23 protein-coding genes are annotated in these 24,039 nt (G+C 61.0%); 18 read left to right on the top strand and 5 right to left on the bottom strand.

What is annotated here, in order from left to right:
* Positions 1 to 266: 266 nt before the first annotated feature.
* The gene (locus tag ACMX25_RS02015; RefSeq protein ID WP_414947874.1) at positions 267 to 1,967 is read left to right on the top strand and encodes an isovaleryl-CoA dehydrogenase; all 1,701 of its coding nucleotides are present in this window, start codon (positions 267 to 269) and stop codon (positions 1,965 to 1,967) included.
* A gap of 26 nt (positions 1,968 to 1,993) precedes the next feature.
* Here ACMX25_RS02015 and ACMX25_RS02010 read toward each other — a convergent pair whose 3' ends face one another.
* The 5 genes from ACMX25_RS02010 to fliE all read right to left on the bottom strand — a co-directional run bounded on the left by ACMX25_RS02010 (position 1,994) and on the right by fliE (position 5,201).
* Positions 1,994 to 2,335 (bottom strand): EscU/YscU/HrcU family type III secretion system export apparatus switch protein, encoded by a 342-nt coding sequence (locus tag ACMX25_RS02010; RefSeq protein WP_414947873.1) that lies wholly within the window; start codon positions 2,333 to 2,335, stop codon positions 1,994 to 1,996.
* Positions 2,332 to 3,699: a flagellar hook-length control protein FliK gene (gene fliK / locus ACMX25_RS02005; protein ID WP_414947872.1), complete on the bottom strand. Its 1,368-nt coding sequence runs from the start codon at positions 3,697 to 3,699 to the stop codon at positions 2,332 to 2,334. Before fliK ends, ACMX25_RS02010 begins: the two co-directional genes overlap by 4 nt.
* 80 nt (positions 3,700 to 3,779) lie before the next feature.
* The gene (locus ACMX25_RS02000) at positions 3,780 to 4,112 is read right to left on the bottom strand and encodes a flagellar protein FliT (RefSeq protein WP_414947871.1); all 333 of its coding nucleotides are present in this window, start codon (positions 4,110 to 4,112) and stop codon (positions 3,780 to 3,782) included.
* Between the two features lie 24 nt (positions 4,113 to 4,136).
* A complete protein-coding gene (gene fliS / locus ACMX25_RS01995; RefSeq protein ID WP_414947870.1) occupies positions 4,137 to 4,550 on the bottom strand; it encodes a flagellar export chaperone FliS in 414 nt (137 codons plus the stop codon).
* A 300-nt stretch (positions 4,551 to 4,850) separates the two neighbouring features.
* Entirely contained in the window at positions 4,851 to 5,201 is a 351-nt protein-coding gene (gene fliE / locus ACMX25_RS01990; RefSeq protein WP_414947869.1) for a flagellar hook-basal body complex protein FliE, read from the bottom strand.
* Between the two features lie 333 nt (positions 5,202 to 5,534).
* Here fliE and fliF point away from each other — a divergent pair, with 333 nt between their 5' ends.
* The 17 genes from fliF to ACMX25_RS01905 all read left to right on the top strand — a co-directional run bounded on the left by fliF (position 5,535) and on the right by ACMX25_RS01905 (position 24,024).
* A complete protein-coding gene (gene fliF / locus ACMX25_RS01985; RefSeq protein ID WP_414947868.1) occupies positions 5,535 to 7,319 on the top strand; it encodes a flagellar basal-body MS-ring/collar protein FliF in 1,785 nt (594 codons plus the stop codon).
* Complete coding sequence (gene fliG, locus ACMX25_RS01980; RefSeq protein WP_414947867.1) at positions 7,309 to 8,304, top strand: flagellar motor switch protein FliG; 996 nt, start codon at positions 7,309 to 7,311, stop codon at positions 8,302 to 8,304. The genes fliF and fliG overlap by 11 nt, the downstream gene beginning before the upstream one ends.
* Entirely contained in the window at positions 8,297 to 8,971 is a 675-nt protein-coding gene (gene fliH, locus ACMX25_RS01975; protein ID WP_414947866.1) for a flagellar assembly protein FliH, read from the top strand. Before fliG ends, fliH begins: the two co-directional genes overlap by 8 nt.
* Positions 8,965 to 10,527, top strand: coding sequence for a flagellar protein export ATPase FliI (gene fliI / locus ACMX25_RS01970; RefSeq protein ID WP_414947865.1), 1,563 nt, complete (start codon positions 8,965 to 8,967; stop codon positions 10,525 to 10,527). Before fliH ends, fliI begins: the two co-directional genes overlap by 7 nt.
* 24 nt (positions 10,528 to 10,551) lie before the next feature.
* The gene (gene fliJ, locus ACMX25_RS01965) at positions 10,552 to 11,001 is read left to right on the top strand and encodes a flagellar export protein FliJ (protein ID WP_414947864.1); all 450 of its coding nucleotides are present in this window, start codon (positions 10,552 to 10,554) and stop codon (positions 10,999 to 11,001) included.
* A gap of 45 nt (positions 11,002 to 11,046) precedes the next feature.
* Entirely contained in the window at positions 11,047 to 12,585 is a 1,539-nt protein-coding gene (locus tag ACMX25_RS01960) for a flagellar hook-length control protein FliK (protein WP_414947863.1), read from the top strand.
* A 207-nt stretch (positions 12,586 to 12,792) separates the two neighbouring features.
* Positions 12,793 to 13,290, top strand: a complete 498-nt coding sequence (gene fliL, locus ACMX25_RS01955) for a flagellar basal body-associated protein FliL (RefSeq protein WP_414947862.1) — start codon at positions 12,793 to 12,795, stop codon at positions 13,288 to 13,290.
* A 129-nt stretch (positions 13,291 to 13,419) separates the two neighbouring features.
* Complete coding sequence (fliM, locus tag ACMX25_RS01950; protein ID WP_414947861.1) at positions 13,420 to 14,418, top strand: flagellar motor switch protein FliM; 999 nt, start codon at positions 13,420 to 13,422, stop codon at positions 14,416 to 14,418.
* Positions 14,411 to 14,848 carry a flagellar motor switch protein FliN gene (gene fliN / locus ACMX25_RS01945; RefSeq protein WP_414947860.1) on the top strand — a complete coding sequence of 146 codons (438 nt, stop codon included), beginning with the start codon at positions 14,411 to 14,413 and terminating at the stop codon, positions 14,846 to 14,848. Before fliM ends, fliN begins: the two co-directional genes overlap by 8 nt.
* On the top strand, positions 14,845 to 15,393 hold the full coding sequence (fliO, locus tag ACMX25_RS01940) for a flagellar biosynthetic protein FliO (protein WP_414947859.1): 549 nt from the start codon (positions 14,845 to 14,847) through the stop codon (positions 15,391 to 15,393). Before fliN ends, fliO begins: the two co-directional genes overlap by 4 nt.
* Complete coding sequence (gene fliP / locus ACMX25_RS01935) at positions 15,393 to 16,169, top strand: flagellar type III secretion system pore protein FliP (protein WP_414947858.1); 777 nt, start codon at positions 15,393 to 15,395, stop codon at positions 16,167 to 16,169. Before fliO ends, fliP begins: the two co-directional genes overlap by 1 nt.
* A gap of 29 nt (positions 16,170 to 16,198) precedes the next feature.
* Positions 16,199 to 16,468, top strand: coding sequence for a flagellar biosynthesis protein FliQ (gene fliQ / locus ACMX25_RS01930; RefSeq protein ID WP_031364176.1), 270 nt, complete (start codon positions 16,199 to 16,201; stop codon positions 16,466 to 16,468).
* Positions 16,468 to 17,259 carry a flagellar biosynthetic protein FliR gene (gene fliR, locus ACMX25_RS01925; RefSeq protein ID WP_414947857.1) on the top strand — a complete coding sequence of 264 codons (792 nt, stop codon included), beginning with the start codon at positions 16,468 to 16,470 and terminating at the stop codon, positions 17,257 to 17,259. Before fliQ ends, fliR begins: the two co-directional genes overlap by 1 nt.
* 115 nt (positions 17,260 to 17,374) lie before the next feature.
* Positions 17,375 to 18,829 carry a DUF3375 domain-containing protein gene (locus tag ACMX25_RS01920; RefSeq protein ID WP_414947856.1) on the top strand — a complete coding sequence of 485 codons (1,455 nt, stop codon included), beginning with the start codon at positions 17,375 to 17,377 and terminating at the stop codon, positions 18,827 to 18,829.
* A 2-nt stretch (positions 18,830 to 18,831) separates the two neighbouring features.
* Positions 18,832 to 19,482, top strand: a complete 651-nt coding sequence (locus tag ACMX25_RS01915) for a DUF4194 domain-containing protein (RefSeq protein WP_414947855.1) — start codon at positions 18,832 to 18,834, stop codon at positions 19,480 to 19,482.
* Complete coding sequence (locus ACMX25_RS01910) at positions 19,475 to 22,849, top strand: ATP-binding protein (protein ID WP_414947854.1); 3,375 nt, start codon at positions 19,475 to 19,477, stop codon at positions 22,847 to 22,849. Before ACMX25_RS01915 ends, ACMX25_RS01910 begins: the two co-directional genes overlap by 8 nt.
* Positions 22,846 to 24,024 (top strand): Wadjet anti-phage system protein JetD domain-containing protein, encoded by a 1,179-nt coding sequence (locus ACMX25_RS01905; protein WP_414947853.1) that lies wholly within the window; start codon positions 22,846 to 22,848, stop codon positions 24,022 to 24,024. The genes ACMX25_RS01910 and ACMX25_RS01905 overlap by 4 nt, the downstream gene beginning before the upstream one ends.
* The last annotated feature ends 15 nt before the right edge of the window (positions 24,025 to 24,039 follow it).

The raw sequence follows: 24,039 nt of genomic DNA, 5'->3' as shown, positions 1-24,039 counted from the left end.
TAGGTTCGGCAATTAACAAATAAGGACTTCGGACTAAAAATCGGAAATACCTCAAAGTAGAAGTCTTGAGACAGTTCTTAAAGCATCTTGAATTACTGATGAATGTCATCGCATTGATGCAGTAATAGACGCGCAAAATTTTGAATGAACGTTAATTCGCACTATTCGATTCGATTGGTCAAGCCGCAGACCATGACGGCGATCAAGGCTTTTGCAAAAATTGAGACAAGCGGGCAAACTGAACAAAAGCATGACGGAGATAAACGATGTGCTCATCCGCCTACGGTCAAACGCACGAAGTCACGAACCAGGCGCCACCGCTCGAGCGCTACAACGCGATGACCACCGACGCGGCCCTCATGACCGCGCTGGAACGTGAAGGCGCGGCGTGGCATCTCGACGCGCTCACCCGCGACGGCCTCGCGCTCACGCAACCCGGCGTCTTAGCACTCGCTGACCTGGCCAACCGGCATACGCCTGAGCACCATCCGTTCAGCGCGCGTGGCGAGCGTATCGATGCAATCGAATTCCATCCCGCCTGGCACACGCTGCTTGCCATGCTGCGCGAGCAAGGTCTTCATTCGCTGCCGTTTGAAACCGCCGCGCCGAAACCCGGTTCCATGGCCGCGCGCGCCGCTGGATATTTTCTCCACGCACAACTGGAAAGCGGTTCGTTGTGCCCGCTGACCATGACCTTCGCCAGCATTCCCGTGTTGCAGCAAGAGCCCGCGTTGTACGCGAGCTTGCGAGAGCAATTGCTTTCGCGCCAGCACGATCCACGCGATATCCCGCTTGGCGCCGGCAAGCAGTCGATGATGATCGGCATGGGCATGACCGAGAAACAGGGCGGTTCGGACGTGCGCAGCAACCGGACCCGCGCAGTGGCGACGGGCGCGGGCGGACGGGGCGGCGAGTATCGGCTGATCGGCCATAAGTGGTTCTTCTCGGCGCCTCAATGCGACGCCCATCTCGTGCTGGCGCGCGCCGGTGACGACACCGATGCCGACGACGGAAAACGCCCGGTTTCCTGCTTCTATGTGCCGCGATTCGCGCCGGATGGATCGAAGAATGCCGTGCAGATCCAGCAGATCAAGGACAAGCTCGGCAACCGCTCGAACGTTAGCAGCGAAGTCGAATTTCTCGATGCCTACGGCGTCATGATCGGCGACGAAGGGCGCGGCGTTCCGACGATCATCGAAATGGCGAACTTCACGCGTCTCGATTGCGTGATCGGCAGCGCCGCTTTGATGCGCGCCGCGCTGATCCAGGCGATCCATCACGCGCGGTATCGGCGGGTCTTTGGTGCCAAGCTCATCGACCAGCCGCTGATGCGCAACGTCCTCGCCGACCTCGCGCTGGAATCCGAAGCGGCCACCGTGCTGTTCATGCGGCTCGCGGGCGCGTTCGAGAATTCATCGAAACCGGAAGAGCACGCGTGGCGCCGCATCGTGACGCCGGCGGCCAAGTTCTGGGTCTGCAAGCGCGCGCTGGAATTCACCGGCGAGGCAATGGAAGTCTGGGGCGGAAATGGTTATGTCGAAACGGGGCCGATGGCGCGGTTTTATCGAGAGGCTCCGGTGAATTCGATCTGGGAAGGATCGGGGAACGTGATGTGCCTCGACGTGCTGCGGGCGTTCGAACGCGAACCCGATGCTGCCCACGCGCTGTTCGAATCGTGGCGGAAGGTGGCGGGTGAACATCACGTACTCGGTGACGCGATGAAGACGCTGCTCGCCATGCTGCAAGGCGACCCGGCTACGCGCGAAGCGTCGGCACGGGCGATCGCACAGCAACTCGTGCTCACCGCGCAAGGGGTTCTGCTCGCGCAACATGCGCCCGCGGATGTGGCGGCGGCTTTCATCGAAACCCGTCTCGGCGATGCCCGTGGTTCCGTCAATCGCGTGTATGGAACGCTGCCGGCAACGTTCGATTTCAACGCTTTGATCGAGCGCGCGTTCGGCGAGTAGTTTTGGGAATAGGCGCGCGCGATGAATCAAGCCGCGCGGCTACGCCCCTTGCGCACTGGAATCCCCGGATCCACTTCAGGCCGAGGCCCCGTTTCCTCTCCGTTCTCCAGCCGATACAACCACGCGAGCAACTCCGCCACCGCCTGATAAAGCGCGGGCGGAATGCGCGAATCCAGGTCGACCTGCATCAGCAGCGACACCATCTCGGGCGATTCATGCACGTACAGCCCCGCGTCCTTTGCGCGCTGCACGATCATTTCAGCGACCAGCCCGTAGCCCTTGGCGACCACGCGCGGCGCAGCATCGGCGTTTTTGGTGTCGTAGGTAAGCGCGGCCGCCTGCTTTCGGGAGTCGTTGCGCAAGCTCATCTGCCGCTCCCCGCTGCGCTTCCAGCAGGGCCGGCATCGGTGACCGTGATGACATCGGCGAAATGGGGGAATGTTGGGTCAGCGGCCAGGTCGGCCAGCGCTTCGCGCGCGTGCACCGTCAATCCGGCGAGCTGCAATCCGGCGGCGTCGAGTTGTTGGCGGAAATGATCGCCGTCGGCGGCAAGACGGGCCGCGCCGCCTTCGCTTGCATTCAACCGCACCACCAGTTGCTGGCCGGTGAGCACCAGGTCGGCGTCCACGGTGCCGAGCGTGGGCAAGCTCAGCGTGACACGCGTGTGCCAGCCGCGATCCGAATCGCCACCCGCGTCGCTCTCCTGAGACGGATCGCGCCCATAAGGTGCGCGGTTCTGAGGCTGGATCTCCCACTCGAACTTGGCGCCCGGCCACGCTTCGCCGGACCAGCGGAACTGGTCGGAAGCGAGGACATCGAGTTGCTGGCGAACCAGCGCGATAGTCGATGGATGAATCCCGGCGGAGGCGACGGCCGCCTGCACGGACGAATCCTGCAGATGGGCGGCCAAAGGCAACGCGCCGGTTGCCGTTCGCGGCGCCATTCCTTGGGCCGTCTGCGTCGATGCAAACACGCCCGTGGGCATCTGTCGCACCGATTCAGCCAGCGCCGCCGCCTGCTGCGGCGTTTGTGGTGTCGGCACGAGACGCGCGGAATTGGGCGCGTCGGGGGAATCGGCGGGAGCGGAGAAGGTTAGCGGCAGCAGCGTTTCATCGATCCAGACATCGGTCACGGCATCGGCATCGTCCGCCGAGGCCGAGAAAGCATCCGATGGCAACTCGCTTGCCAATTTGTCGACGCGCGCCTGGGGCTCATTTCGCAGCGACGCCAGCGAACGCTGTCCGCCCAGCCAAAGCGCAATATGGTTTTCGTAGAAAAGGCCGCTGTCTACAACGGTCCTCGCCAGCATGGCCGCCAGGACAGGCGCGGGCAAAGGCGGTGCGGGCGGGTTGACCGCACTGGCGGCATTGGCCGAGCTGGAGGAAAACAGCGACCCGGACAGGCTTTCGAACGCGCTGGCGGCCACGACCAGGCGCGGCGCGGTCGGCCACAACGGCGAACTGCCGAGCACAGCGGGCGTCGCGCTGCCGCCGAAGCGCGAAATGATGTCGAGCGTGCGCCCGATCTCGCTGAATGCGGTCTGCGTCGACGGGCCCGGCGCGGTATACGCGTTGATAGCGGCAGCGGGCGTGGCGGCCGGCGGGGTATCGATTAAAAGTTGCGAGGTATTGGCTTGAGGCGCGGTCGAACTGGTCTGCGTATTGAGCGCGGACAACAGCATGTCAGTGCGGCTGGCAAGCAGCGCAGCGACGGCGGAGTCCAGTCCAGTCATGCCAGTATCCTCGGGTCAGCAGTCCAGCCGAACGGCCGGCCGCCAGTTGCAACGAGCCGCAAACGCGTCAAGAAACGCGTCTAGCGAAACCCGATCATCTTCTTCAAAACTCGCACGGGCCTGTTCACGGTGAACAACGCTGCGGACAAACGCGCGAGGCTGGGGGTGGCGAGGTCGCGAATGGCGGCGTCGTCGGCAAGAATCCGGCGCACCAGTTCGAGCTTGCGGGCGCGCGCGGTATCGTCCAGTTCCGAGCTGGTATCGACTTCTCTCAAGCCGTCGACGAGATCCCTGTACGCGCTCTGCATAGTCTTCAATTCACCCCATTCTCCACTGCGTGCTGCGGCCAGCATGCACGTAGAAAGTGCGGCAATCGCTTCATAATGAGCGAAATATTCTTGTGTGGTTTTCATTATGTGCAAGCATGTTTCGCGGCTTCACGCCGCAGCCATTTTTGCTGCATCGGGTGCAATCGCCATCCAGGCTTCCTCTAGGGTTGCCAGCAGGCCATCGATCTCCACCAGCACTTCTTCGCTCTGACGCACATTCGCTTCCAGTAACCGGTGCGCCATGTAGGTGTACAGCGCATCCAGGCGTGCAGCGATATCGCCGCCAATGTCTTTGTTGAGCGACTGCTGCAAACCACTTTCAATAATGCTGATCGCTTTCGTGATCGCCTCGCCGCGTGCCGGGATATTGCCCTGCTGCAGATTCATCCGCGCCTGGGCAATGGCTTGTCGCGCGCCTTGATACAACATCGCGACCAGCCGGTGCGGGCTCGCGCCCATTACGCCTGTCTGAACGCCAACGCGCGCATACGCGTTCGCTCCACCGTGTGCCTGGGAAAACATCCGACCCTCTCCTATGTCGACCAGAGTTGGCGCTTTAGCGCCCTACTCACATTCCGTGACCTGCGTGGTCTCATTGGCGTTTCGCACAAAAGCGCTGCAATCCGCGCTTAGTACCAAAACCCGTGATGAACCGGTGCCGATAAACGGATCAGGCCGCGCTATTTGTCTGACCGTTTATCGTGCTGCTATCCGGGTTATCGGAGAAAGCGGCAAAAGCTTTAGGCGTGCTTTGCGTCACAACGAGTTCCTGGAAGGGAAATAGTCGGCGGGCCGGGGATGTGGAAACCGTCGGCGCAGCGTTCAGACCGAGATGTTCATGATGTCGTTGTAGGCCGACACGAGCTTGTTGCGGACCTGCAAGCCGAACTGGAAACCTACGTTCGCCTTCTGCATGTCGACCATCACGTCGTTCAGCGAAACGTTTGGCGCGCCCACTTCGAATGCCTGCGATTCGTTGACCGCCTTGGTCTGGCTGCTGCTGATGCTGTCCAGAGACGATTTCAGCGCGTCGGCGAAACTACCGGCGCTGGCCGCACCCGATTCGGGCACGACGCTGCCGCTCGCGACTTGACCGGCACCGCCCGCAGCCTGCGTCGACATGGCCTGCATTTGCTGGAGCGCCGAACTCAACGCGCTGATAGGAGCATTCATGGGGTCTCCAGAAGGAACGGAAAGGAATTCAATCTCGGCGGCAATGTAAGGATCGCTGTGCATCTGCGACTATCCGAACCGGGCTGTCCCGAGCCACAGGCCGGCGTCTCTCGCCAGAGCCTGGGCGGTTCGGCACATGGCCTGACCGATTAGGAAAAAGTCTAGCAGTCGGCGCAATTTGCAAAGCGGGGAAAGGAAACCAAAACTCGCTTCTATTCGCTGGATCAACTCAATCCTGCTTACGGATAATTCCTCTCATGAAAGTGCCTGCAGTGCGCACGGTTATCGCCGCCGCACATCGCAGAAAACGCAAGACTCGGAGAGTTTCGACGCATGGATTCCACAACCAACCTGATCAACCCGGACGCCCGCATGGGTCTGACTGGCGCGCAGCCAGGCACGGCCGGGTCGATCGCCGCAGGTGCCGGCGGCGCCGGCTACGCGGGCGGCACGGACTTCGGTGGCGGCAGCAGTTTCAGCCCCCGCATGCCGATGCTCAACCAGTTCCGCAACAACCCGCGCATGCCGCTGATCATCGCCGTGGCGATCCTGGCTGTCGTCGTGGCGGGCCTTGTGATGTGGTCGCGCCAGCCGGACTACCGGGTGCTCTTCAGCAATCTCTCCGATCGCGATGGCGGTGCGATCGTTGCTGCGCTGCAGCAAGGCAACATTCCCTACAAGATTGCCGAGTCGGGCGGCGCGATCCTGGTTCCGAGCGACGCCGTGCACGAAACCCGCCTGCGCCTTGCATCGCAAGGTTTGCCGAAGAACGGCTCGGTCGGCTTCGAATTGATGGATAACCAGAAATTCGGCATCAGCCAGTTCGCCGAGCAGGTCAACTATCAGCGGGCGCTGGAAGGCGAGCTGGAAAAAACCATCGCGTCTATCTCCTCGGTCCGCGAAGCCCGTGTCCACCTCGCCATTCCGAAGCCCACCGTGTTCGTGCGGGAAAAGGAACTGCCGACTGCGTCGGTCATGCTGAACCTGTACCCCGGCCGCGCGCTGGACGAGGGTCAGATCATTGCGATCCAGCACATGGTGTCTTCGGGCGTGCCGGATATGCCCGTGAAGAACGTGACGATCGTCGACCAGGACGGCAACCTCCTCACGCAGCAAAGCGCGGCGAACGGCCTGGACGCGTCGCAACTCAAGTACGTGCAGCAGATCGAGCACAACACGCAGGGGCGTATCGACGCCATCCTCGCGCCGCTGTTCGGCGCAGGCAATGCGCACTCGCAGGTGAGCGCGGATATCGATTTCTCGAAGCTGGAGCAAACGGCCGAAAGCTACGGTCCGAACGCCAACCCGCAAAACACGGCGATCCGCAGCCAGCAATCGAGCGTGTCGAATGACACAGGGGGCGCGAACTCCGGTGGCGTGCCGGGCGCGTTGTCGAACCAGCCGCCGGCCGCGGCGTCGGCGCCTATCGATGCAGCCGCGAGCGGCGCCGACGGCGGCAAAACCGCGCCGGTCAGCATGCGCAAGGACACGACGACGAATTACGAAGTCGACCGCACCGTGCGTCACTACGAGCAGCCGATGGGCGGAATCAAGCGCCTGTCCGTCGCCGTGGTGGTGAATTACCAGAAGCAAGTCGACGCCAAGGGCCACGTGACGATGCAGCCGCTGCCCGCTGACAAGCTCGAGCAGGTGCAGCAACTGGTGAAAGACGCGATGGGCTACGACGAAAAGCGTGGCGACTCGGTGAACGTGGTCAACAGCACCTTCCTGGTGGATTCGACCGTGATTCCCGACGTGCCGTGGTGGCGCACCCCGGACATGATCGCGCGCGCCATTGAGTTCGCGAAGTACGCGGGGATTGGTGCAGTAGCGTTGTTCCTGTATTTCAGCATGGTGAAACCGGCGCTGCGCCGTGCATTCCCGCCACCGCCGGAACCGTCAGCGCTCGCCGCGCCGGATGACTTGTCGCTGCTTGACGGTCCGTCCATGCCGAAGTCGCAGATAGACGAAGAAAAGGATGCCGAGGTCAGTTTGCTCGGTCATGAAAGCAACAAGGCCAAGTTCGAACGCAATCTCGACTACGCGCGCATGGTGGCGCGCCAGGATCCGAGAATCGTCGCGACGGTCGTCAAGAACTGGGTGTCCGATGAACGCTGAAGGTCTCAATAAAGCCGCGCTCCTGCTGATGTCGATTGGTGAATCGGAAGCGGCGGAAGTGTTCAAGTACCTTGGACCGCGCGAGGTGCAGAAGATCGGCGCGACCATGGCGACGCTGAAAAACGTCACGCGCGAGCAGCTCGACAACGTGATGACCGAGTTCGTCAACGAAGCCGAGCAGCACACCGCGCTGTCGCTCGATTCGAGCGAATACATCCGGGCGGTGCTGACGAAGGCGCTCGGCGAAAACAAGGCGGGCGCGCTGATCGACCGGATCCTGCAGGGCAGCGATACCAGCGGTATCGAAGGCCTGAAGTGGATGGATTCTGCCGCCGTGGCCGAACTGATCAAGAACGAACATCCGCAGATCATCGCGACCATCCTGGTTCACCTGGACCGCGACCAGGCGTCGGAGATCGTGGCGCTGATGACCGAACGTCTGCGCAACGACGTGCTGCTGCGCATTGCCACGCTCGACGGTATCCAGCCGGCCGCGCTGCGCGAACTCGACGACGTGCTGACCACGCTGCTTTCCGGCAGCGACAACCTGAAGCGCGCGCCGATGGGCGGCATCCGCACGGCGGCGGAAATCCTCAACTTCATGTCGACGGCGCACGAAGAATCCGTGATCGAAAACGTGAAGGAATTCGATGCGGAACTCGCGCAAAAGATCATCGATCAAATGTTTGTGTTCGAGAATTTGCTCGAACTCGAAGACCGCGCAATTCAGTTGCTGCTGAAAGAAGTGGAATCCGAAACGTTGATCATCTCGTTGAAAGGTGCGCAACCGCCGTTGCGGCAGAAGTTCCTCGCGAACATGTCGCAGCGCGCCGCCGAACTGCTGGCCGAAGATCTCGACTCGCGCGGCCCGGTGCGGCTGTCGGAAGTCGAAACGCAGCAGCGCAAGATCCTGCAGGTCGTGCGCAACCTGGCCGAATCGGGTCAGATCCAGTTAGGCGGCAAGGCCGAGGACGCATATGTCTGACACTGCCGAAGCCGCCAAAAAGGCTCGCATGACCGCTTATCAGCGCTGGGAGATGGCGTCGTTCGATCCGGTTCCGGTCGATCGCAGCGCCGCCGATCAAGCCGCGCTGGAAAAGCACTTGCGCCGTGTCCGCGATGAAGCGCACGCGCAAGGGTTGGCATCGGGCCATGTGGCGGGTCAGGCAATGGGCTACAAGGCCGGCTACGACCAGGGTTACGAACAAGGCGTGGAAGAAGGCCGCCGTCACGCGCACGCGGAAGCCACGCGGCTCGCGCAAATGGCCGATACCTTCAAGATCGCGCTGCAGGCGGCCGACGCTGTAGTCGCTGAAGCGCTGACGGCGCTGGCGCTGGATATTGCGCAGCAAGTGGTTTCGCAGCATCTGACACTCGATCCGACCGCGGTGCTGGCCGTCGCGCGTTCGGTGATCGCGGCCGAACCGGCGTTGTCCGGCGCGCCGTACCTGACGGTCAATCCGGCGGATCTGCCGATTGTCGAAGCGTATTTGCTGGAAGAGCTGCAGGCGGCAGGATGGTCGGTGCGGACCGATCCGGACATCGAGCGCGGCGGGTGCAAGGCGCACGCGGCGAGCGGTGAAATCGATGCAACCAATGTCACGCGCTGGGAGCGTGTGGCAGCGGCGCTCGGGAGGTCACAACCATGGTGAACTCAGGTCACGCACCAGCCCACGTCAATCCGAGCGCTGCGCGCCGCGTCACGCAGGAAGGCTTGAGCGAGCTCGAACAGGAACTGGCGCGCGCGTCGTTCGGCCCGCTGGCCGTGGACGATGACGTCGAACCGACGATCGAAGAAATCGCGGCTCAGACCATCGTCGATCTCGCCGATATGGCGAACAACCCGCATCTGGACGGCTGGCGCGCGCAGCTTGAAGCGAGCAAGGCGCGCAGCCAGATATCGAAACCGTTGCGCGCATGCGGGCGTCTCACGCGTGCAGCCGGGCTCGTGTTGGAAGCGGTCGGATTGAAGCTGGGCGTGGGCTCGGAATGCATGATCGAGTTGCCGGCCGGCAGTTCGATCCCGATGGCCGAAGCCGAAGTCGTTGGTTTCTCCGGCGACAAACTGTTCCTCATGCCGACCACCGAAGTCTCCGGCCTGTTGCCCGGGGCACGCGTGTATCCGCTGGAAAGCGCACCGATCAATGATCCGATGGCCGGCGCCAAGCGCCTGCCGGTCGGCTGGGAAATGCTCGGCCGTGTCGTCGATGCGTCTGGCCGGCCGCTTGATGGACTCGGCCCGCTTGGCTCGAAGATCGATGCGCCGCTGACCGCGCCGACGATCAACCCGCTTAATCGCGAGCCGATTCACAAGGTGCTCGACGTCGGCGTGCGCGCGATCAACGCGTTGTTGACCGTGGGACGCGGCCAACGCATGGGTTTATTCGCCGGCTCGGGCGTGGGCAAGTCCGTGCTGCTCGGCACCATGGCACGTTATACGAGCGCCGAAGTGATCGTGATCGGGCTGATTGGTGAACGGGGCCGCGAGGTGAAGGAGTTCATCGAACAGATTCTGGGTGAAGACGGGCTTGCGCGCTCGGTCGTGGTCGCGGCGCCGGCCGATGTGTCGCCTATTTTGCGGATGCAGGGCGCGAGCTACGCGACCTCTTTGGCCGAATATTTTCGGGATCAGGGCAAACACGTACTTTTGCTGATGGATTCGCTCACGCGCTATGCCATGGCGCAGCGCGAGATTGCGCTCGCAATCGGCGAACCCCCCGCCACTAAAGGCTATCCGCCTTCCGTGTTCGCCAAATTACCGGCGCTGGTTGAGCGGACCGGGAACGGCCGGAAGGGTGCTGGATCAATCACGGCTTTTTATACGGTCTTGACGGAAGGGGACGATCAGCAAGATCCTATCGCCGATTCGGCGCGCGCCATTCTCGACGGCCATATTGTGTTGTCGCGTTCGTTGGCTGAAGCGGGGCATTATCCGGCTATCGATATTGAAGCGTCTATTAGCCGGGCGATGACCGCGCTGATCGACGACAAGCACCTGGACCGCGTGCGTTTATTCAAGCAGATGTTGTCGCGCTACCAGCGCAATCGCGATTTGATCAATGTAGGCGCATATTCCTCGGGGCGGGATGCGTTGCTCGATCGGGCGATTGCGCTTTACCCGCGGATTGAAGCGTTTTTGCAGCAGGGATTTCGTGAGCAGGCCATGTTTGAACCGAGCCTCGCTCAACTCGATGCGCTATTCGAATAAAGATAATTGAGGAATTTGACGTCCATGTCCAAGCATCTGCCGATCCAGACTTTGATCAACCTCGCGGAAGAAGAGCTGGAGGCTGCCACGAAAAAGCTTGGCAGATTCCAGCAGGAACGCGACGAGATCGAGACGCAGTTGAACTCGCTGGTTACGTATCGGGACGAGTATCACGCGCGTTTTACGGCGTCGGCGCAAGAAGGCACGACCGCGCAGACGCTGCGCAATTTCCAGGCGTTTGTGGATACCCTCGATTCCGCGATCAACCAGCAGCGCAAGTTGCTCGTGGGCGCGAACCAGCGGCTGGAAGCGGCAAAGCCCGAATGGCAGCAGCGCAAGCAGAAGCTGGGTTCTTACGAAGTGCTGGCCGCGCGCGGCGAGTTGGTGAAGGCGAAGCAGGAGTCGCGGATCGAACAGCGCGACTCCGATGAGCACGCTTCCAAGATGCTGCGGATGCGCGCCGAGAAAGCATGATATTTGTAGCGATGTTTATCCTGAACAAGATACGAGGGACCACGCATGTCGACGGTTAATTCTGCCAGCACGATGTTGAGCTTGAGCGCTGCTCAATCGCGGAACGCGGCGGCAACGTCGGCGAGCGACGACGCCGCGGCATCGTTTGTTTCCACTCTGCATAACATCACCGCCAAGGCTAACGAAGAAGCGGCAGCCAAGGCACGGGTGCAAGCGCAGGCACAGGCTCAGAAAGCTGCGGCGGCGGCATCGGCGGCGCGTGGAAGCGTTCACGACGCGCCCAAGCCCGACGATGCTTCGACTGCACAGGCTAAAGCGGCAGCGGAGCAAGCCGATAGCGCGGACCAGGCGGCCGCTGCGGATCAAGGTTCTGCGGCGACATCGGCGGCTTCCGCTGCGCCGGGTTCTGCTGCGGCGAATCAAGCGCAGGCATCGGCTGGATCGACAACGTCTTCGGCTACGGCAAACACGACGGCTGCGGATCAAGCGGCCCAGACCAACGCGGATACCGCAAAAGCACAGCCCGAAACCAAGGCGGCAGCGGCAGCAGCCGCAACGGCGGCGGCGACCGCCGCGACCCTGAAGGCGCACGGTGGTGCGGCCGCTGATCCGGCCACGGCTTCGACCGATCCGGCTACGGCCGCGATGGACGCCGATGCGACCAATGCGGCGTCTTCCACGCAATCGAAGAACAAGTCGAGCGACGCCAAGGCTGCGGACGATGCGCTGCAGGCCGCGCTCGCGCATTTGGCGAACCCGCAGGGTGGTGCTGCGACGCCATCGCCCGACGCGGCAGCGGCGGCAGCCGCAGCCGCCGCGAACGGTGCGAATGTGGCCAACGCCGCGAACGCGGGCGCCAAGGGCGGAGGTTCGAGGTCATCGAACCGGGCGATATCGATCACAGCGTCATCCGGCGACGGTTCGAGCCGTGCATCGGCGACGCAGCAGGCTGGCTCCGCATCGGCTACGCAACAAGCCGATGCAGCGGCGCTGGCAACCGCCACGCCCGCCGATGACGGCAGTGCTGCTTACAAAGCGACTGCCGATGCGGCTGCCCATTCGGCATCGATGCAGGCAGCGTCGGCATCCGCCGGCAGCGCTCCGGTTCAGAGCTCGGCGACGGCTGCCGCCAGTGCTGCGATTGCGCCGCATGTCGGGACGAGTGGATGGGACGAGGCGTTCAGCCAGAAGGTGGTGTTTCTGTCGAATGGTCATCAGCAGAGTGCTGAATTGACGTTGAACCCGAAAGATCTGGGACCTTTGCAAGTGGTCTTGCAGGTCACGGACAATCACGCGCACGCGTTGTTTGTGTCGACGCACGCGCAGGTTCGGGCGGCGGTGGAAGCAGCGTTGCCGACGTTGCGTGAAGCCATGCAAGGCAGCGGGATATCGCTAGGCAGCACGAGTGTGAGCGATGGTTTCGTGGGTCAGCAGTCGGGCCAGCGGAATGGCGGAGCGTCATCGAATGCGGGACGAGGCGGGCGAGGCTCGGGCGCCGTCGATGACGGCGGAAGCGTGGACGCGCTGAGCTCAATCAGCATGCCGGTGCGCAGGCAGGTGGGATTGGTCGATACGTTTGCTTGATTTAGCGTAAAGGTCCAATAGCAAAAAGCCGCGTTCGCGAAAGGGACGCGGCTTTTTTGTCGTCGATTTTTCTTTTCGATAACACCCGGCCGCCCAACCCCCTCAAACACCTAACTTACGAGTTAGCCCCAATTCCCCCCTCTATTCCCCCCATCGCAACCCTCCGAAATCGCCAACAATTCAGGCTACAGAAAGAGGTCCGCAATCATGGCAAGCACCACCGCAACTCAACAACCACCCATCGTCACCGTCAAGAGCGGCAGGATGAAGCGCATCTTGCTGATCGCGGCGGGTCTTATCGTTTTGCTGGGCGCCGGCGGCGCCGGTGCGTACTACTACTTCATGCACAAGCCCGAGGTGGGCGCGTCGGCGAAAGCTGCGCCTGCCGCGCCGCCGGTGTTCTTCCCGCTGGAATCGATGACCGTCAATCTCCAGTCCGACGACGGCATGCATTACCTGCGTATCGGCCTGACGCTGAAGCTGCCTGACCAGAAGGCGCAAGCCGAACTGACCGAACGCATGCCGGAGGTGCGCAGCCACGTCCTGATGTTGTTATCGGCGAAGCGGCCGGAAGATCTGGCGGGCATCGACGGCAAGCGTCAGCTCGCGAAAGAACTGCTGGAGACGGTCCAGAAGACGGGTGGCCCGCCGGACAGTCCGGCGCATGTCCAGGAAGTGTTGTTCACGGAATTCGTCGTTCAATAATCCGCGCAACCCTCCTCGCCTCTAGCCGCTTAGGCATAAGCAAAAGCCAGCACTAACGCTGGTTGGCGCTCACGGCAAAAGCACACAGCCAAGCACCAAGCAACCGCGCACAGGAACGAAGGAACACTCATGGGCCACGAAGAGTTCATGTCGCAGGAGGAGGTGGACGCCCTGCTTAAGGGCGTCACCGGGGAAGTCGACGCAGTCGCCGACGAAACACGCTTCCACGGCGTGCGCCCCTACAACCTCGCGACGCAGGAACGCATCGTCCGGGGCCGGATGCCGGGCCTGGAAATCATCAACGACCGCTTCGCGCGCCTCTTGCGCGTGGGCATCTTCAACTTCATGCGGCGCTCGGCGGAAATTTCGGTCGGCCCCGTGAAGGTGCAGAAGTACAGCGAATTCACCCGCAACCTGCCGATCCCGACGAACCTGAACCTCGTCCACGTGAAGCCGTTGCGCGGCACCTCGCTGTTCGTGTTCGATCCGAACCTGGTCTTCTTTGTCGTCGATAACCTCTTCGGCGGCGACGGCCGTTTCCACACGCGCGTTGAAGGCCGCGAGTTCACGCAGACCGAGCAGCGCATCATCAGCAAACTGCTGAACCTCGTGTTCGAACACTACGCGGCATCGTGGAAAAGCGTGCGGTCGCTGAACTTCGAATACGTGCGCTCGGAAATGCACACGCAGTTTGCCAACGTGGCCACGCCGAACGAGATCGTGATCGTCACGCAGTTTTCTATCGAATTCGGATCGACTGGCGGCACGCTGCATATCTGCATGCCGTATTCGATGATCGAACCGATTCGCGACATCCTCTCCTCGCCCATTCAAGGCGAAGCGCTCGAAGTGGATCGCCGCTGGATCCGCGTGCTGTCGCAGCAAGTGCAAGCGGCCGAAGTGGAACTGACGGTGGATCTGGCGGAGATCGGCACGACCTTCGAAAAGATTCTCAACATGCGAGCCGGCGATGTCCTGCCAATCGACGTGCCCGAACTGGTCACGGCAAAAGTGGACGGCGTGCCAGTGATGGAATGCGGCTACGGAATTTTCAATGGTCAATACGCGTTGCGCGTCCAAAAAATGATCAGCGCAACCGACACGATGAAGGAAGGTGGATATGAGTGACGTAACTGAACCGGGCACGCTGCCGTCCGATCCGCTCAAGAGCGAAGACTTCGGCATGGACGACTGGGCAAGCGCGCTGGCTGAGCAGAACGGCAATGAAACGCCGGCGGCGGCTTCATCGGCGGGATTGTTCCAGCCTTTGTCGAAAGTCCAGGCGCCTTCCACGCGCAATGACATCGACATGATTCTCGATATCCCCGTGCAGATGACGGTGGAACTCGGGCGGACCAAGATCGCGATTCGCAACCTGCTGCAACTGGCGCAGGGATCGGTGGTGGAACTCGACGGCCTCGCCGGCGAACCGATGGACGTGCTGGTCAACGGCTGCCTCATCGCGCAGGGCGAAGTCGTGGTGGTCAACGACAAGTTCGGTATCCGTCTCACCGACATCATCACGCCGTCCGAACGCATCAGGAAGTTGAATCGATGAAACGCTTTACCGCCGCGCATGCAGCCTTGGCATCGCTTGCCATGACGCTTGCCATGTCGATTGCCGCCCGCGCGGCCCACGCCGCTGACATGAACGCCGTCAATCACGCGGCGCAGATTGCATCGGGCGTTGGCGCGGGCACAGCCGTGCCGTCGCTTGGCGTGGGCGCGGTGCTGCAAACGCTGCTCGGACTCGTGATCGTGATCGCGTTCGTGTTCGGCTGCGCGTGGCTGGCACGCAAGTTCGGCGTGGCCGGCACCAAACGCACGGGGCTGGTGAAGGTGATCGGCGGGGCGTCGCTGGGGAACAAGGAGCGCGTCTCGGTGGTGGAGATCGGCGATACATGGCTCGTGCTGGGCGCGGCTCCCGGCAACGTGCGGCTGCTGCACGCCATGCCGGCGGGATCGGTGGAACTCAACGGCGCTGAAGCCGGCGTCACGCCTTCGGGCGACGCACTGCAAGGCAGTTTCGGTCAACGTTTTCGCGACGCCCTCGCCGGCGAAGCGAACAAACGTCTGCAAAAATTCGCAGGCGGGAGCAAGTAATGCAGTCTACGTTTTTAGCACGCTGCGTGAGACTGGCGGGGCTGTTGCTGCCGGTCGCCATGCTGGCTCTTCCCTACTCCGCTTTCGCTCAAAGCACAGCAGGACTTCCGGCGTTCAACACCAGCCCGGGTCCGAACGGCGGCACGACGTATTCGCTCAGCGTCCAGACGATGCTGCTGCTAACCATGCTGTCGTTCCTGCCGGCGATGCTGCTGATGATGACGGGCTTCACGCGCATCATCATTGTGTTGTCGCTGTTGCGGCAGGCGCTTGGCACAACCAGCACGCCGCCGAATCAGGTGCTCGTCGGACTCGCGCTGTTTCTCACGCTGTTCGTGATGTCGCCGGTGCTCGACCGCGCGTATGTGGACGCGTACAAGCCGTTCTCCGACGGCACGATCACGATGGACCAGGCCATGACGCGCGGCGTCGCGCCGTTCAAGCAATTCATGCTGCGCCAGACGCGCGAAGCCGATCTCGCGCTGTTCGCCCGGATCGCCAAGGCGCCGCCGATGAACGGTCCCGAAGACGTGCCGCTCTCGCTGCTGGTGCCATCGTTTGTGACGAGTGAGCTCAAGACGGGCTTCCAGATCGGCTTCACCATCTTCATCCCGTTCCTGATCATCGACATGGTGGTGGCGAGCGTGCTGATGTCGATGGGGATGATGATGGTGTCGCCCACGACCATTTCGCTGCCGTTCAAGCTGATGTTGTTCGTGCTGGTGGACGGCTGGCAGTTGCTGATCGGCTCGCTCGCGCAGAGCTTCGTTTCGTAGCCTTTGTATATAGCATCAGGAATCAAACGATGACACCCGAATCCGTCATGTCGATCGCGCATCAGGCCATGTATGTGGCGCTGTTGCTCGCGGCTCCGCTGTTGCTGGTCGCGCTCGTGGTCGGCCTGGTCGTGAGCCTGTTCCAGGCCGCGACGCAGATCAACGAAAGCACGCTCTCGTTCATTCCGAAATTGCTCGCGGTCGCGCTGACGCTCGTGATCGCCGGCCCGTGGATGATGGAAACGCTGCTCGACTACATGCGCCACGTTTTCACCATCACGCCCGCGATCACCGGCTGATGTTCTCCGTCACTTACGCGCAGCTCAATGTCTGGCTGACGTCGTTCCTCTGGCCGTTCACGCGCATTCTCGCGTTGATTGCGACCGCGCCGCTGCTCAGCCACCAGGCCATTCCGATTCGCGTCAAGGTCGCGGTTGCAGCGTTCATGGCCTTGATCGTCGCGCCCACGATTGGCGCAGTGCCGCAGGTGACCGTGTTTTCCGCCGATGGCGTGATGATCATCATCAACCAGTTCCTGATCGGCGCGGCGCTCGGCATGACGATGCAGATTGCATTCGCCACCATCGATGCGGCCGGCGAGTTTATCGGCATGCAAATGGGCCTCGGTTTTGCGATGCTCTATGACCCGCGCGCCGGTGGAAATTCGGTGGTGATTTCGCGGTATCTGAACACGATCGCCATGCTCGCGTTTCTCGTGTTCGACGGGCACCTGCAGATGATCAGCGCCCTTGTGCAGACGTTCCAGAGCGTGCCGGTGAGCGCGAACGTACTGGGTTCGGCCACGTTCGCGCGCGGCTGGCAGACGCTTGCGACCTACGGCGTGAGCGTGTTTTCGACGGGCTTGCTGCTGTCGCTGCCGGTGGTCACGGCGTTGCTGATCGCCAACCTCGCGCTGGGCATCTTGAATCGCGCAGCGCCGCAGATCGGGATTTTCCAGGTGGGATTTCCGGTCACCATGCTGGTCGGATTCCTGCTGCTTCAGTTGATGATCCCGAACATGATCCCGTTCTTTCAACGCATCTTCGATAGCGGTATCGACCAGATGGGGCGCGTCGCGGCTGCGCTTTAGCGTTCGCCTCGTCACGTAACAAATTAGCCTCGCGCGCTTGGCGATTTCGCCACGCGGCTATCATTCAGTTTTCTCCCCCTTGCTTTGCTTCGCCGACGGGTCACGTGCTCCGCCCATGAACCTCGACTATTTCACCCTGGATCAGTTGCGTCAGAACCACCCGGCGTGGCGCCTCCTGCGATCCGATCACGCCCCGCTCGTTGCAAGCTTCCTGCAGCGGGTGTTCATCGTGCCCAACGTACGCGTCATGTCGCAAGCCGATCTGGCCGAGGCGCTGGAAGACGAACTATTCGGCTTACGTGAACAACTGGATTCCTCCGCTTTTCCGAAAACGGCGCAGGCGTATCTCGACGACTGGGCAGCCAACGACAAAGGCTGGTTACGCAAGTTTTATCCCCAAGGGTCAGACGAACCACACTTTGATCTGACCCCTGCCGCAGAGAAGGCCATCGCCTGGCTGGGAACGCTGGTCGAACGGAGTTTTGTCGGTACCGAGTCCCGGTTGCTCACGCTTTTCGAATTGCTCAAGCAAATGAGCGATGGAAGCGAAAGTGATCCGCAGGCCCGCATCGTGGAGTTAGAGAAACGACGCGATGACATCGACGCTGAGATAGCCCGCGCGCAGACGGGCGATATCGCGCTGCTCGGTGCCACCGAACTGAAGGACCGCTTCCAGCAATTTATCGCGTTAGCGCGTGAACTCTTGACCGATTTTCGTGAGGTAGAGCAGAATTTCCGAGGGCTGGACCGGCGCGTACGTGAGCGCATTGCGCTATGGGACGGTTCGAAGGGTACGCTGCTGGAGGATATCCTTGGCGAACGCGACGCCATCTCCGACTCCGACCAGGGGCGAAGCTTCCGGGCGTTTTGGGATTTCCTGATGTCGAGCAGCAGGCAGGAGGAGTTGTCGATCTTGCTAGAACACGTGCTGGCGCTGCCGCCCGTCGTAGAACTTAAACCGGATGGCCGCACTCGGCGGGTGCATTACGACTGGCTGGAAGCCGGCGAGCATACTCAGCGAACGGTGGCCACGCTTTCGCAGCAGTTGCGACGGTTTCTCGATGATCAGGCGTGGCTGGAAAATCGTCGAATCATGGACATCCTGCGCAATGTGGAAATGCACGCGCTGGCTGTGCGGGAGCAGCCGCCAGCGGGTCAGACAATGACGATTGCCGACATGGCTGCGGACATCGACCTGCCCATGGAAAGGCCGTTGTACGTTCCGTCTTTCAAACCGCGCCTGACCGAGACCGTATTGGAAGCTGGTGACGCCGATTTGGACGCCGGCGCTCTCTATTCGCAAGTCGTGATCGATCGCGAAAAGCTCGCGCGGCATATTCGTCACGTGCTGCAAGATCGCGCTCAAGTGACGTTGCGCGAGCTATGCGACACGCAACCGCTCGAACATGGGTTGGCAGAACTGGTGGCCTACCTGCAACTCGGTAGCGACTCTTTCAGCACGGTGGTCGACGAACAAACGGTTGATATCGTGACTTGGCAAGGCACGGGGCCAAGCGGCGAGCAACAGACGCGGCAAGCCAGCTTTCCGCGTGTCATTTTTGTGAGGTAAGGATGCCGGACCAGGATTCAGGCGGTGCAACAACCTCAACGGCCGGTCTGTCCAGCGTGGTCATTCCGCTGCTCAAGGGAGTCTGCTACAGGGACAGCGATCCCGTTCTCTGGCAAGCGTTACTCGAACTGCAAGCGCGTGTGCGCGATTATGTTTCGGTACTGGGCCTCGCGCTTGTGCTAGACGAAGCAGAGGGATACGCTTTTGTGCGCGCGCATCCGGAGGAAGACGGGGTAGACGACGCACCCAAATTGCCGCGTCTTGTTGCACGGCGACCGCTGTCGTTTCCGGTCAGCCTGCTGCTCGCGTTGCTCAGAAAAAAGCTCGCCGAGTCCGACGCGGGCGGTGCGGATACGCGCCTGATTCTCACGCGCGAACAGATCACCGAACTGATACGGGTATTTCTCCCCGCCGGCAGCAATGAAGCGAAGGTGGTCGACCAGATCGAGACGCATATCAACAAAATTGTTGAACTGGGATTTCTGCGACGACTTAAATCCGGCGCGGATAAACGGGAGGGTCCGGCGGCGTTCGAGGTTCAGCGGATACTGAAAGCGTTCGTGGATGCTCAGTGGCTTGCTGATTTCGATGCGCGACTCGCCGCCTATCGCGCTCAACTCGATCGTTCAGCGGAGGCAGACACAGATGACTGACATGCAATTGCTCGGCCTCGACTTCGTGAACGATGACGCACTGTCGGGCTTTCGCCTTCAGCGCCTGGAAGTCTATAACTGGGGCACATTCGACGCTCGCGTATGGACGCTGAATCCTCATGGAGAGAACGCGCTGTTGACGGGCGATATCGGCTCGGGGAAGTCGACCTTGGTCGACGCGGTCACCACGCTGCTTGTTCCGGCGCATCGTATTGCCTACAACAAGGCGGCCGGCGCGGACAACAAGGAAAGATCACTTCGTTCTTACGTCCTGGGCCATTACAAATCCGAACGCAACGAAGTCAGCGGCAACGCAAAGCCTGTTGCGCTGCGTGACTACAACACTTACTCCGTCATCCTTGGCACCTTTTATAACGCCGGGTATGACCAGACGGTCACGCTTGCGCAGGTCTTCTGGATGAAGGAGCAACAGGGCCAGCCTGCGAGGGTTTTTGTCGGCGCCGAGCGCGCATTGTCGATAGCTGAAGACTTCGCGAACTTCGGCACGGATATCACGGCATTGCGCAAGAAACTCCGCGGCCTCGGCGCAGAAGTCTTCGACAGTTTCCCTCCGTACGGCGCGTGGTTCCGCCGCCGCTTCGGGATTGAAAACGAGCAGGCGCTGGAACTGTTCCATCAGACTGTATCGATGAAATCAGTGGGTAATCTCACCGACTTCGTGCGCAGCCATATGCTCGAGCCCTTCGATATCGCGCCCCGGATTGCTGCGTTGATTGCCCATTTCGATGACCTGAATCGCGCGCACGAGGCAGTGCTCAAAGTCAAGCGGCAAATGGACCGCCTCACGCCGCTCACCGACGACTGCGATCGATACGCCAAGCTGCTGCTTCAGGTGGAAGGCCTTCGCGCATGCCGTGAAGCGCTTCGCTATTACGCTGCAGGACTGAAACTGGGCTTGCTCGATAAACGCATCGCGGGGCTAACGGCGGACTGGGAAAAGCAAGACGCTCAGATCAGGCGTCTGGAGACCTCGCGCGACAACCAGCGCGCGGAGGAAACCGAACTCAAGCGCAACATCGCTGAAAACGGGGGCGACCGTCTGGAGCGTCTCGACGCCGAAATTCGCAAGAAGGACCTTGAGTGCGAGACTCGCAAACGCAAGGCGGAGCGCCATGCCGAACTGGTGCGTGCAGTCGGCGAGCATCCGGCTGAAGACGAAGCCGCGTTCCAGGCGTTGCGCCAGCGTCTGTCCGTCATGTTCGGGTCCGCTCGGGAAGCAGAAGATCGCTATCTGAACGATCTGACCGAGCACGGCGTCAGCCTGCGTCAAGGAAAACAGGAGCACGACGCGCTATCGGCGGAAATCGACAGCCTGAAAAATCGTCGAAGCAACATTCCCGCAGAACAGGTCGCCATGCGTACGGCATTGTGCCAGGCGCTGGATTTACCCGAGGCGGAGCTTTCGTTCGCTGGTGAACTGTTACAGGTGCGCGACGACGAGCGCGACTGGGAAGGGGCGGCCGAACGGCTGTTGCGAAGCTTCGGGCTGTCATTGCTGGTTCCCGATACACACTACCCGGCGGTCGTGGAGTGGGTCGACAGAACCCACCTTCGGGGACGGCTTGTGTTCTTCCGGATCCGGTCGGGCGTTCGTGGCGAGCTGCCTTCCCTGCAGGCCGATTCCCTCGCCCGCAAGCTGGCGATCAAGCCGGACTCGCCCTTCTACGACTGGCTCGAACGCGAAGTCGCGCATCGCTTTAACGTGATTTGCTGCAGCACCCCGGAACAGTTTCGCCGTGAAACGCGGGCGATCACGCTTGCGGGCCAGATCAAGGCGCCGGGCGAACGTCATGAAAAGGACGATCGTCATCGCCTGGATGATCGCAGCCGATATGTACTGGGATGGACCAACGAAGCCAAGATCGACGCGCTTCAAACTAAAGCCAGCCACCTAGCCGCTCAACTCGGTGAGCTGGGCAACCTTGTCTCCAAGATCCTGGCGGATCAAAAAGAGTGCAAGCATCGGCTGACCATGCTTTCCAAGTTGGAGGAGCACGCCGACTACGCCGACCTCGACTGGAATTCGCTCGCGGTGGAAATAGCGCGATTGCGCGATGAAAAACAACGGCTCGAATCGGCCTCGGATAAGCTGGCGCAACTGACGGCGCGGTTGGGTGAGATCAGCGCTGCGCTGAAAAGCACGGAAGACCAGCTCGACGAGCACAAGGATGCGCGCTCCCGCACCGGGGAAAAGCAAAGCATCGCGGAAGAACTGCGCACACAGACCCGTGCCATTCTCGATGACCCCGGCTACGAGCGCCACACGGCTTATTTCGAGCAGTTGGAATTGACGTGGCACGAAGTGCTCGGCAAGCATCAACTGACTGTCGAATCCTGCGATAACCGCGAAAGTGACTTGCGCGGATTTCTTCAGACCAGCATCGACGCCGAAGACAAAAAGCTCTCACGCCAGCGCGACAAAATCATCGATGCGATGAGCGCCTACAACCTCGCGTTCCCGCTGGAAACGCAGGAAGTGGACGTCGCCATTGAGTCGGCCGATGAGTATCGGATGATGCTCGACAAGCTCAAAGGCGATGATCTGCCCCGGTTCGAAAATCGCTTCAAGGAGCTGCTGAACGAAAATACCATTCGAGAAGTGGCCAACTTCCAGTCGCAACTGGCTAGAGAGCGGGAGACGATCAAGGAGCGCATCACGCGTATCAATGAGTCACTCACGCAGATTGACTACAACGCGGGGCGTTACATCGTGCTGGAAGCGGTGTCGACGCCCGATGCCGATATACGCGATTTTCAGTCCGAACTGCGTTCTTGCACCGAAGGCACGCTGACCGGCTCCGACGACACCCAATACTCCGAAGGCAAGTTTCTGCAGGTCAAGCAGATCATTGAGCGCTTTCGCGGGCGCGAGGGTTTGGGTGAACAAGATCGTCGCTGGACCACCAAGGTCACTGACGTACGGAACTGGTTCGTGTTCGCCGCCAGCGAACGCTGGCGCGAAGACGATACCGAACATGAACATTATTCGGATTCTGGCGGCAAGTCGGGCGGTCAGAAAGAGAAGCTCGCCTACACCATTCTCGCGGCCAGCCTTGCTTACCAATTCGGACTGGAATGGGGCGCGGTGCGCTCGCGCTCGTTTCGCTTCGTGGTGATCGACGAAGCGTTCGGCCGTGGTTCTGACGAGTCGGCGCAATACGGCCTGCGCCTTTTTGCGCAACTCAACTTGCAACTGCTGATCGTGACGCCTTTACAGAAGATTCATATCATCGAACCCTTTGTTGCAAGTGTCGGTTTCGTCGACAACAAGGAAGGACGCGAGTCGAGGTTGCGCAATCTTTCTATCGAAGAGTATCGCGAGGAAAAAGCAAGGATGAATCGATGAGCTGGACCACGCCAGCCGATCTGCGCAAACAGGTCATGCGGCTTTGGGAGCGGGGAGAACTGCTCGGCAGCGTGGCCAGGGGTGAGACGCTTTTTCCCAAGCGTCTCACGCTCAAAGGTCCATCATCCGCGGAGATCGCCGAGCAGTTCGAGGGCATCCGGCAATGGATCATCGAGCTTCGGTCGATGACCCATTGCCGCGTCGAGATGAGGGAGTTCAGACATCGTGTATTTGGTGCCAACGCACTGCCCGATGCCGTATGGCTCGATTCGCTCGAGCACGCGACGGCCTTTATCGGCAAGCAACGAGAAGCCGCCCGCTTCGCCGCGCTGCTGGATATCACGCACACGCGGGAACCGCGCCTGGTCGCGTGGCTCGCTGAACGGCCGCTGCGTGCGCTTGAACTCGCCGATGTCTGGAGCAGGCTGCTCGATATCTGCAGCTGGTTCCAGGCTCATCCGCGTCCCGATGTGTATCTCCGGCAGGTAGACATCCCGGATGTTCACACCAAGTTCATCGAGGCTCGTCGCGGTGTGCTGGCGGAGTTGTTGGACCGCGTCTTGAGTCCGGAGTTTATCGATTCCTCTCGCTCCGGCGTCAATCAGTTCGCCAGCCGTTTTGGCTTGCGGGACAAGCCGTTGCGCATTCGCTTTCGCATTCTCGACGCGGATAAGGCATTGTTTCGGACTACACACGTCACGCAAGACATTACGCTCGATGCCGCGAGCTTCATCGAACTCAATCCCGATGTCGGGCGGGTTTTCATCACCGAGAACGAGATCAATTTCCTGGCCTTTCCGCCGGTCAAAGACAGCATGGTGATCTTCGGCGCAGGATACGGATTCGAGATGCTGAACCATGCGCGGTGGCTCGCGAGTCGCCGGATTCATTATTGGGGCGATATCGACACGCACGGTTTCGCGATTCTCGACCAGTTACGCCGCCGGTTCGAGCATGTGGAGTCGTTTTTGATGGACCGCGAAACCTTGCTGGCATTTACGTCGCTCTGGGATCATGAGGAACAGCAAACGCTGCGCGATCTGCCAAGACTCAACGAGCAAGAGCAGACCCTGTTCAACGACTTGCGGGATAACCGGCTGCGTAAAAACCTGCGTCTTGAGCAGGAAAGAATTGGCTTCGCGTGGGTCGAGACGGCATTGGCTGCTTTGGTTTAGCCTGTTTCCTATTTC

This window comes from Caballeronia eucalypticola (assembly GCF_047608185.1).
Taxonomy (GTDB): Bacteria; Pseudomonadota; Gammaproteobacteria; order Burkholderiales; family Burkholderiaceae; genus Caballeronia.
The sequence above is the reverse complement of the archived record's forward strand: the minus strand, read 5'-3'. Positions and strand labels throughout refer to the sequence as shown.

Coding starts and splice junctions, on each gene's coding strand:
- ACMX25_RS02015 (WP_414947874.1), top strand. CDS start 267: ATGTGCTCATCCGCCTACGGTCAAACGCACGAAGTCACGAACCAGGCG.
- ACMX25_RS02010 (WP_414947873.1), bottom strand. CDS start 2,335: ATGAGCTTGCGCAACGACTCCCGAAAGCAGGCGGCCGCGCTTACCTAC.
- fliK (WP_414947872.1), bottom strand. CDS start 3,699: ATGACTGGACTGGACTCCGCCGTCGCTGCGCTGCTTGCCAGCCGCACT.
- ACMX25_RS02000 (WP_414947871.1), bottom strand. CDS start 4,112: ATGAAAACCACACAAGAATATTTCGCTCATTATGAAGCGATTGCCGCA.
- fliS (WP_414947870.1), bottom strand. CDS start 4,550: ATGTTTTCCCAGGCACACGGTGGAGCGAACGCGTATGCGCGCGTTGGC.
- fliE (WP_414947869.1), bottom strand. CDS start 5,201: ATGAATGCTCCTATCAGCGCGTTGAGTTCGGCGCTCCAGCAAATGCAG.
- fliF (WP_414947868.1), top strand. CDS start 5,535: ATGGATTCCACAACCAACCTGATCAACCCGGACGCCCGCATGGGTCTG.
- fliG (WP_414947867.1), top strand. CDS start 7,309: ATGAACGCTGAAGGTCTCAATAAAGCCGCGCTCCTGCTGATGTCGATT.
- fliH (WP_414947866.1), top strand. CDS start 8,297: ATGTCTGACACTGCCGAAGCCGCCAAAAAGGCTCGCATGACCGCTTAT.
- fliI (WP_414947865.1), top strand. CDS start 8,965: ATGGTGAACTCAGGTCACGCACCAGCCCACGTCAATCCGAGCGCTGCG.
- fliJ (WP_414947864.1), top strand. CDS start 10,552: ATGTCCAAGCATCTGCCGATCCAGACTTTGATCAACCTCGCGGAAGAA.
- ACMX25_RS01960 (WP_414947863.1), top strand. CDS start 11,047: ATGTCGACGGTTAATTCTGCCAGCACGATGTTGAGCTTGAGCGCTGCT.
- fliL (WP_414947862.1), top strand. CDS start 12,793: ATGGCAAGCACCACCGCAACTCAACAACCACCCATCGTCACCGTCAAG.
- fliM (WP_414947861.1), top strand. CDS start 13,420: ATGGGCCACGAAGAGTTCATGTCGCAGGAGGAGGTGGACGCCCTGCTT.
- fliN (WP_414947860.1), top strand. CDS start 14,411: ATGAGTGACGTAACTGAACCGGGCACGCTGCCGTCCGATCCGCTCAAG.
- fliO (WP_414947859.1), top strand. CDS start 14,845: ATGAAACGCTTTACCGCCGCGCATGCAGCCTTGGCATCGCTTGCCATG.
- fliP (WP_414947858.1), top strand. CDS start 15,393: ATGCAGTCTACGTTTTTAGCACGCTGCGTGAGACTGGCGGGGCTGTTG.
- fliQ (WP_031364176.1), top strand. CDS start 16,199: ATGACACCCGAATCCGTCATGTCGATCGCGCATCAGGCCATGTATGTG.
- fliR (WP_414947857.1), top strand. CDS start 16,468: ATGTTCTCCGTCACTTACGCGCAGCTCAATGTCTGGCTGACGTCGTTC.
- ACMX25_RS01920 (WP_414947856.1), top strand. CDS start 17,375: ATGAACCTCGACTATTTCACCCTGGATCAGTTGCGTCAGAACCACCCG.
- ACMX25_RS01915 (WP_414947855.1), top strand. CDS start 18,832: ATGCCGGACCAGGATTCAGGCGGTGCAACAACCTCAACGGCCGGTCTG.
- ACMX25_RS01910 (WP_414947854.1), top strand. CDS start 19,475: ATGACTGACATGCAATTGCTCGGCCTCGACTTCGTGAACGATGACGCA.
- ACMX25_RS01905 (WP_414947853.1), top strand. CDS start 22,846: ATGAGCTGGACCACGCCAGCCGATCTGCGCAAACAGGTCATGCGGCTT.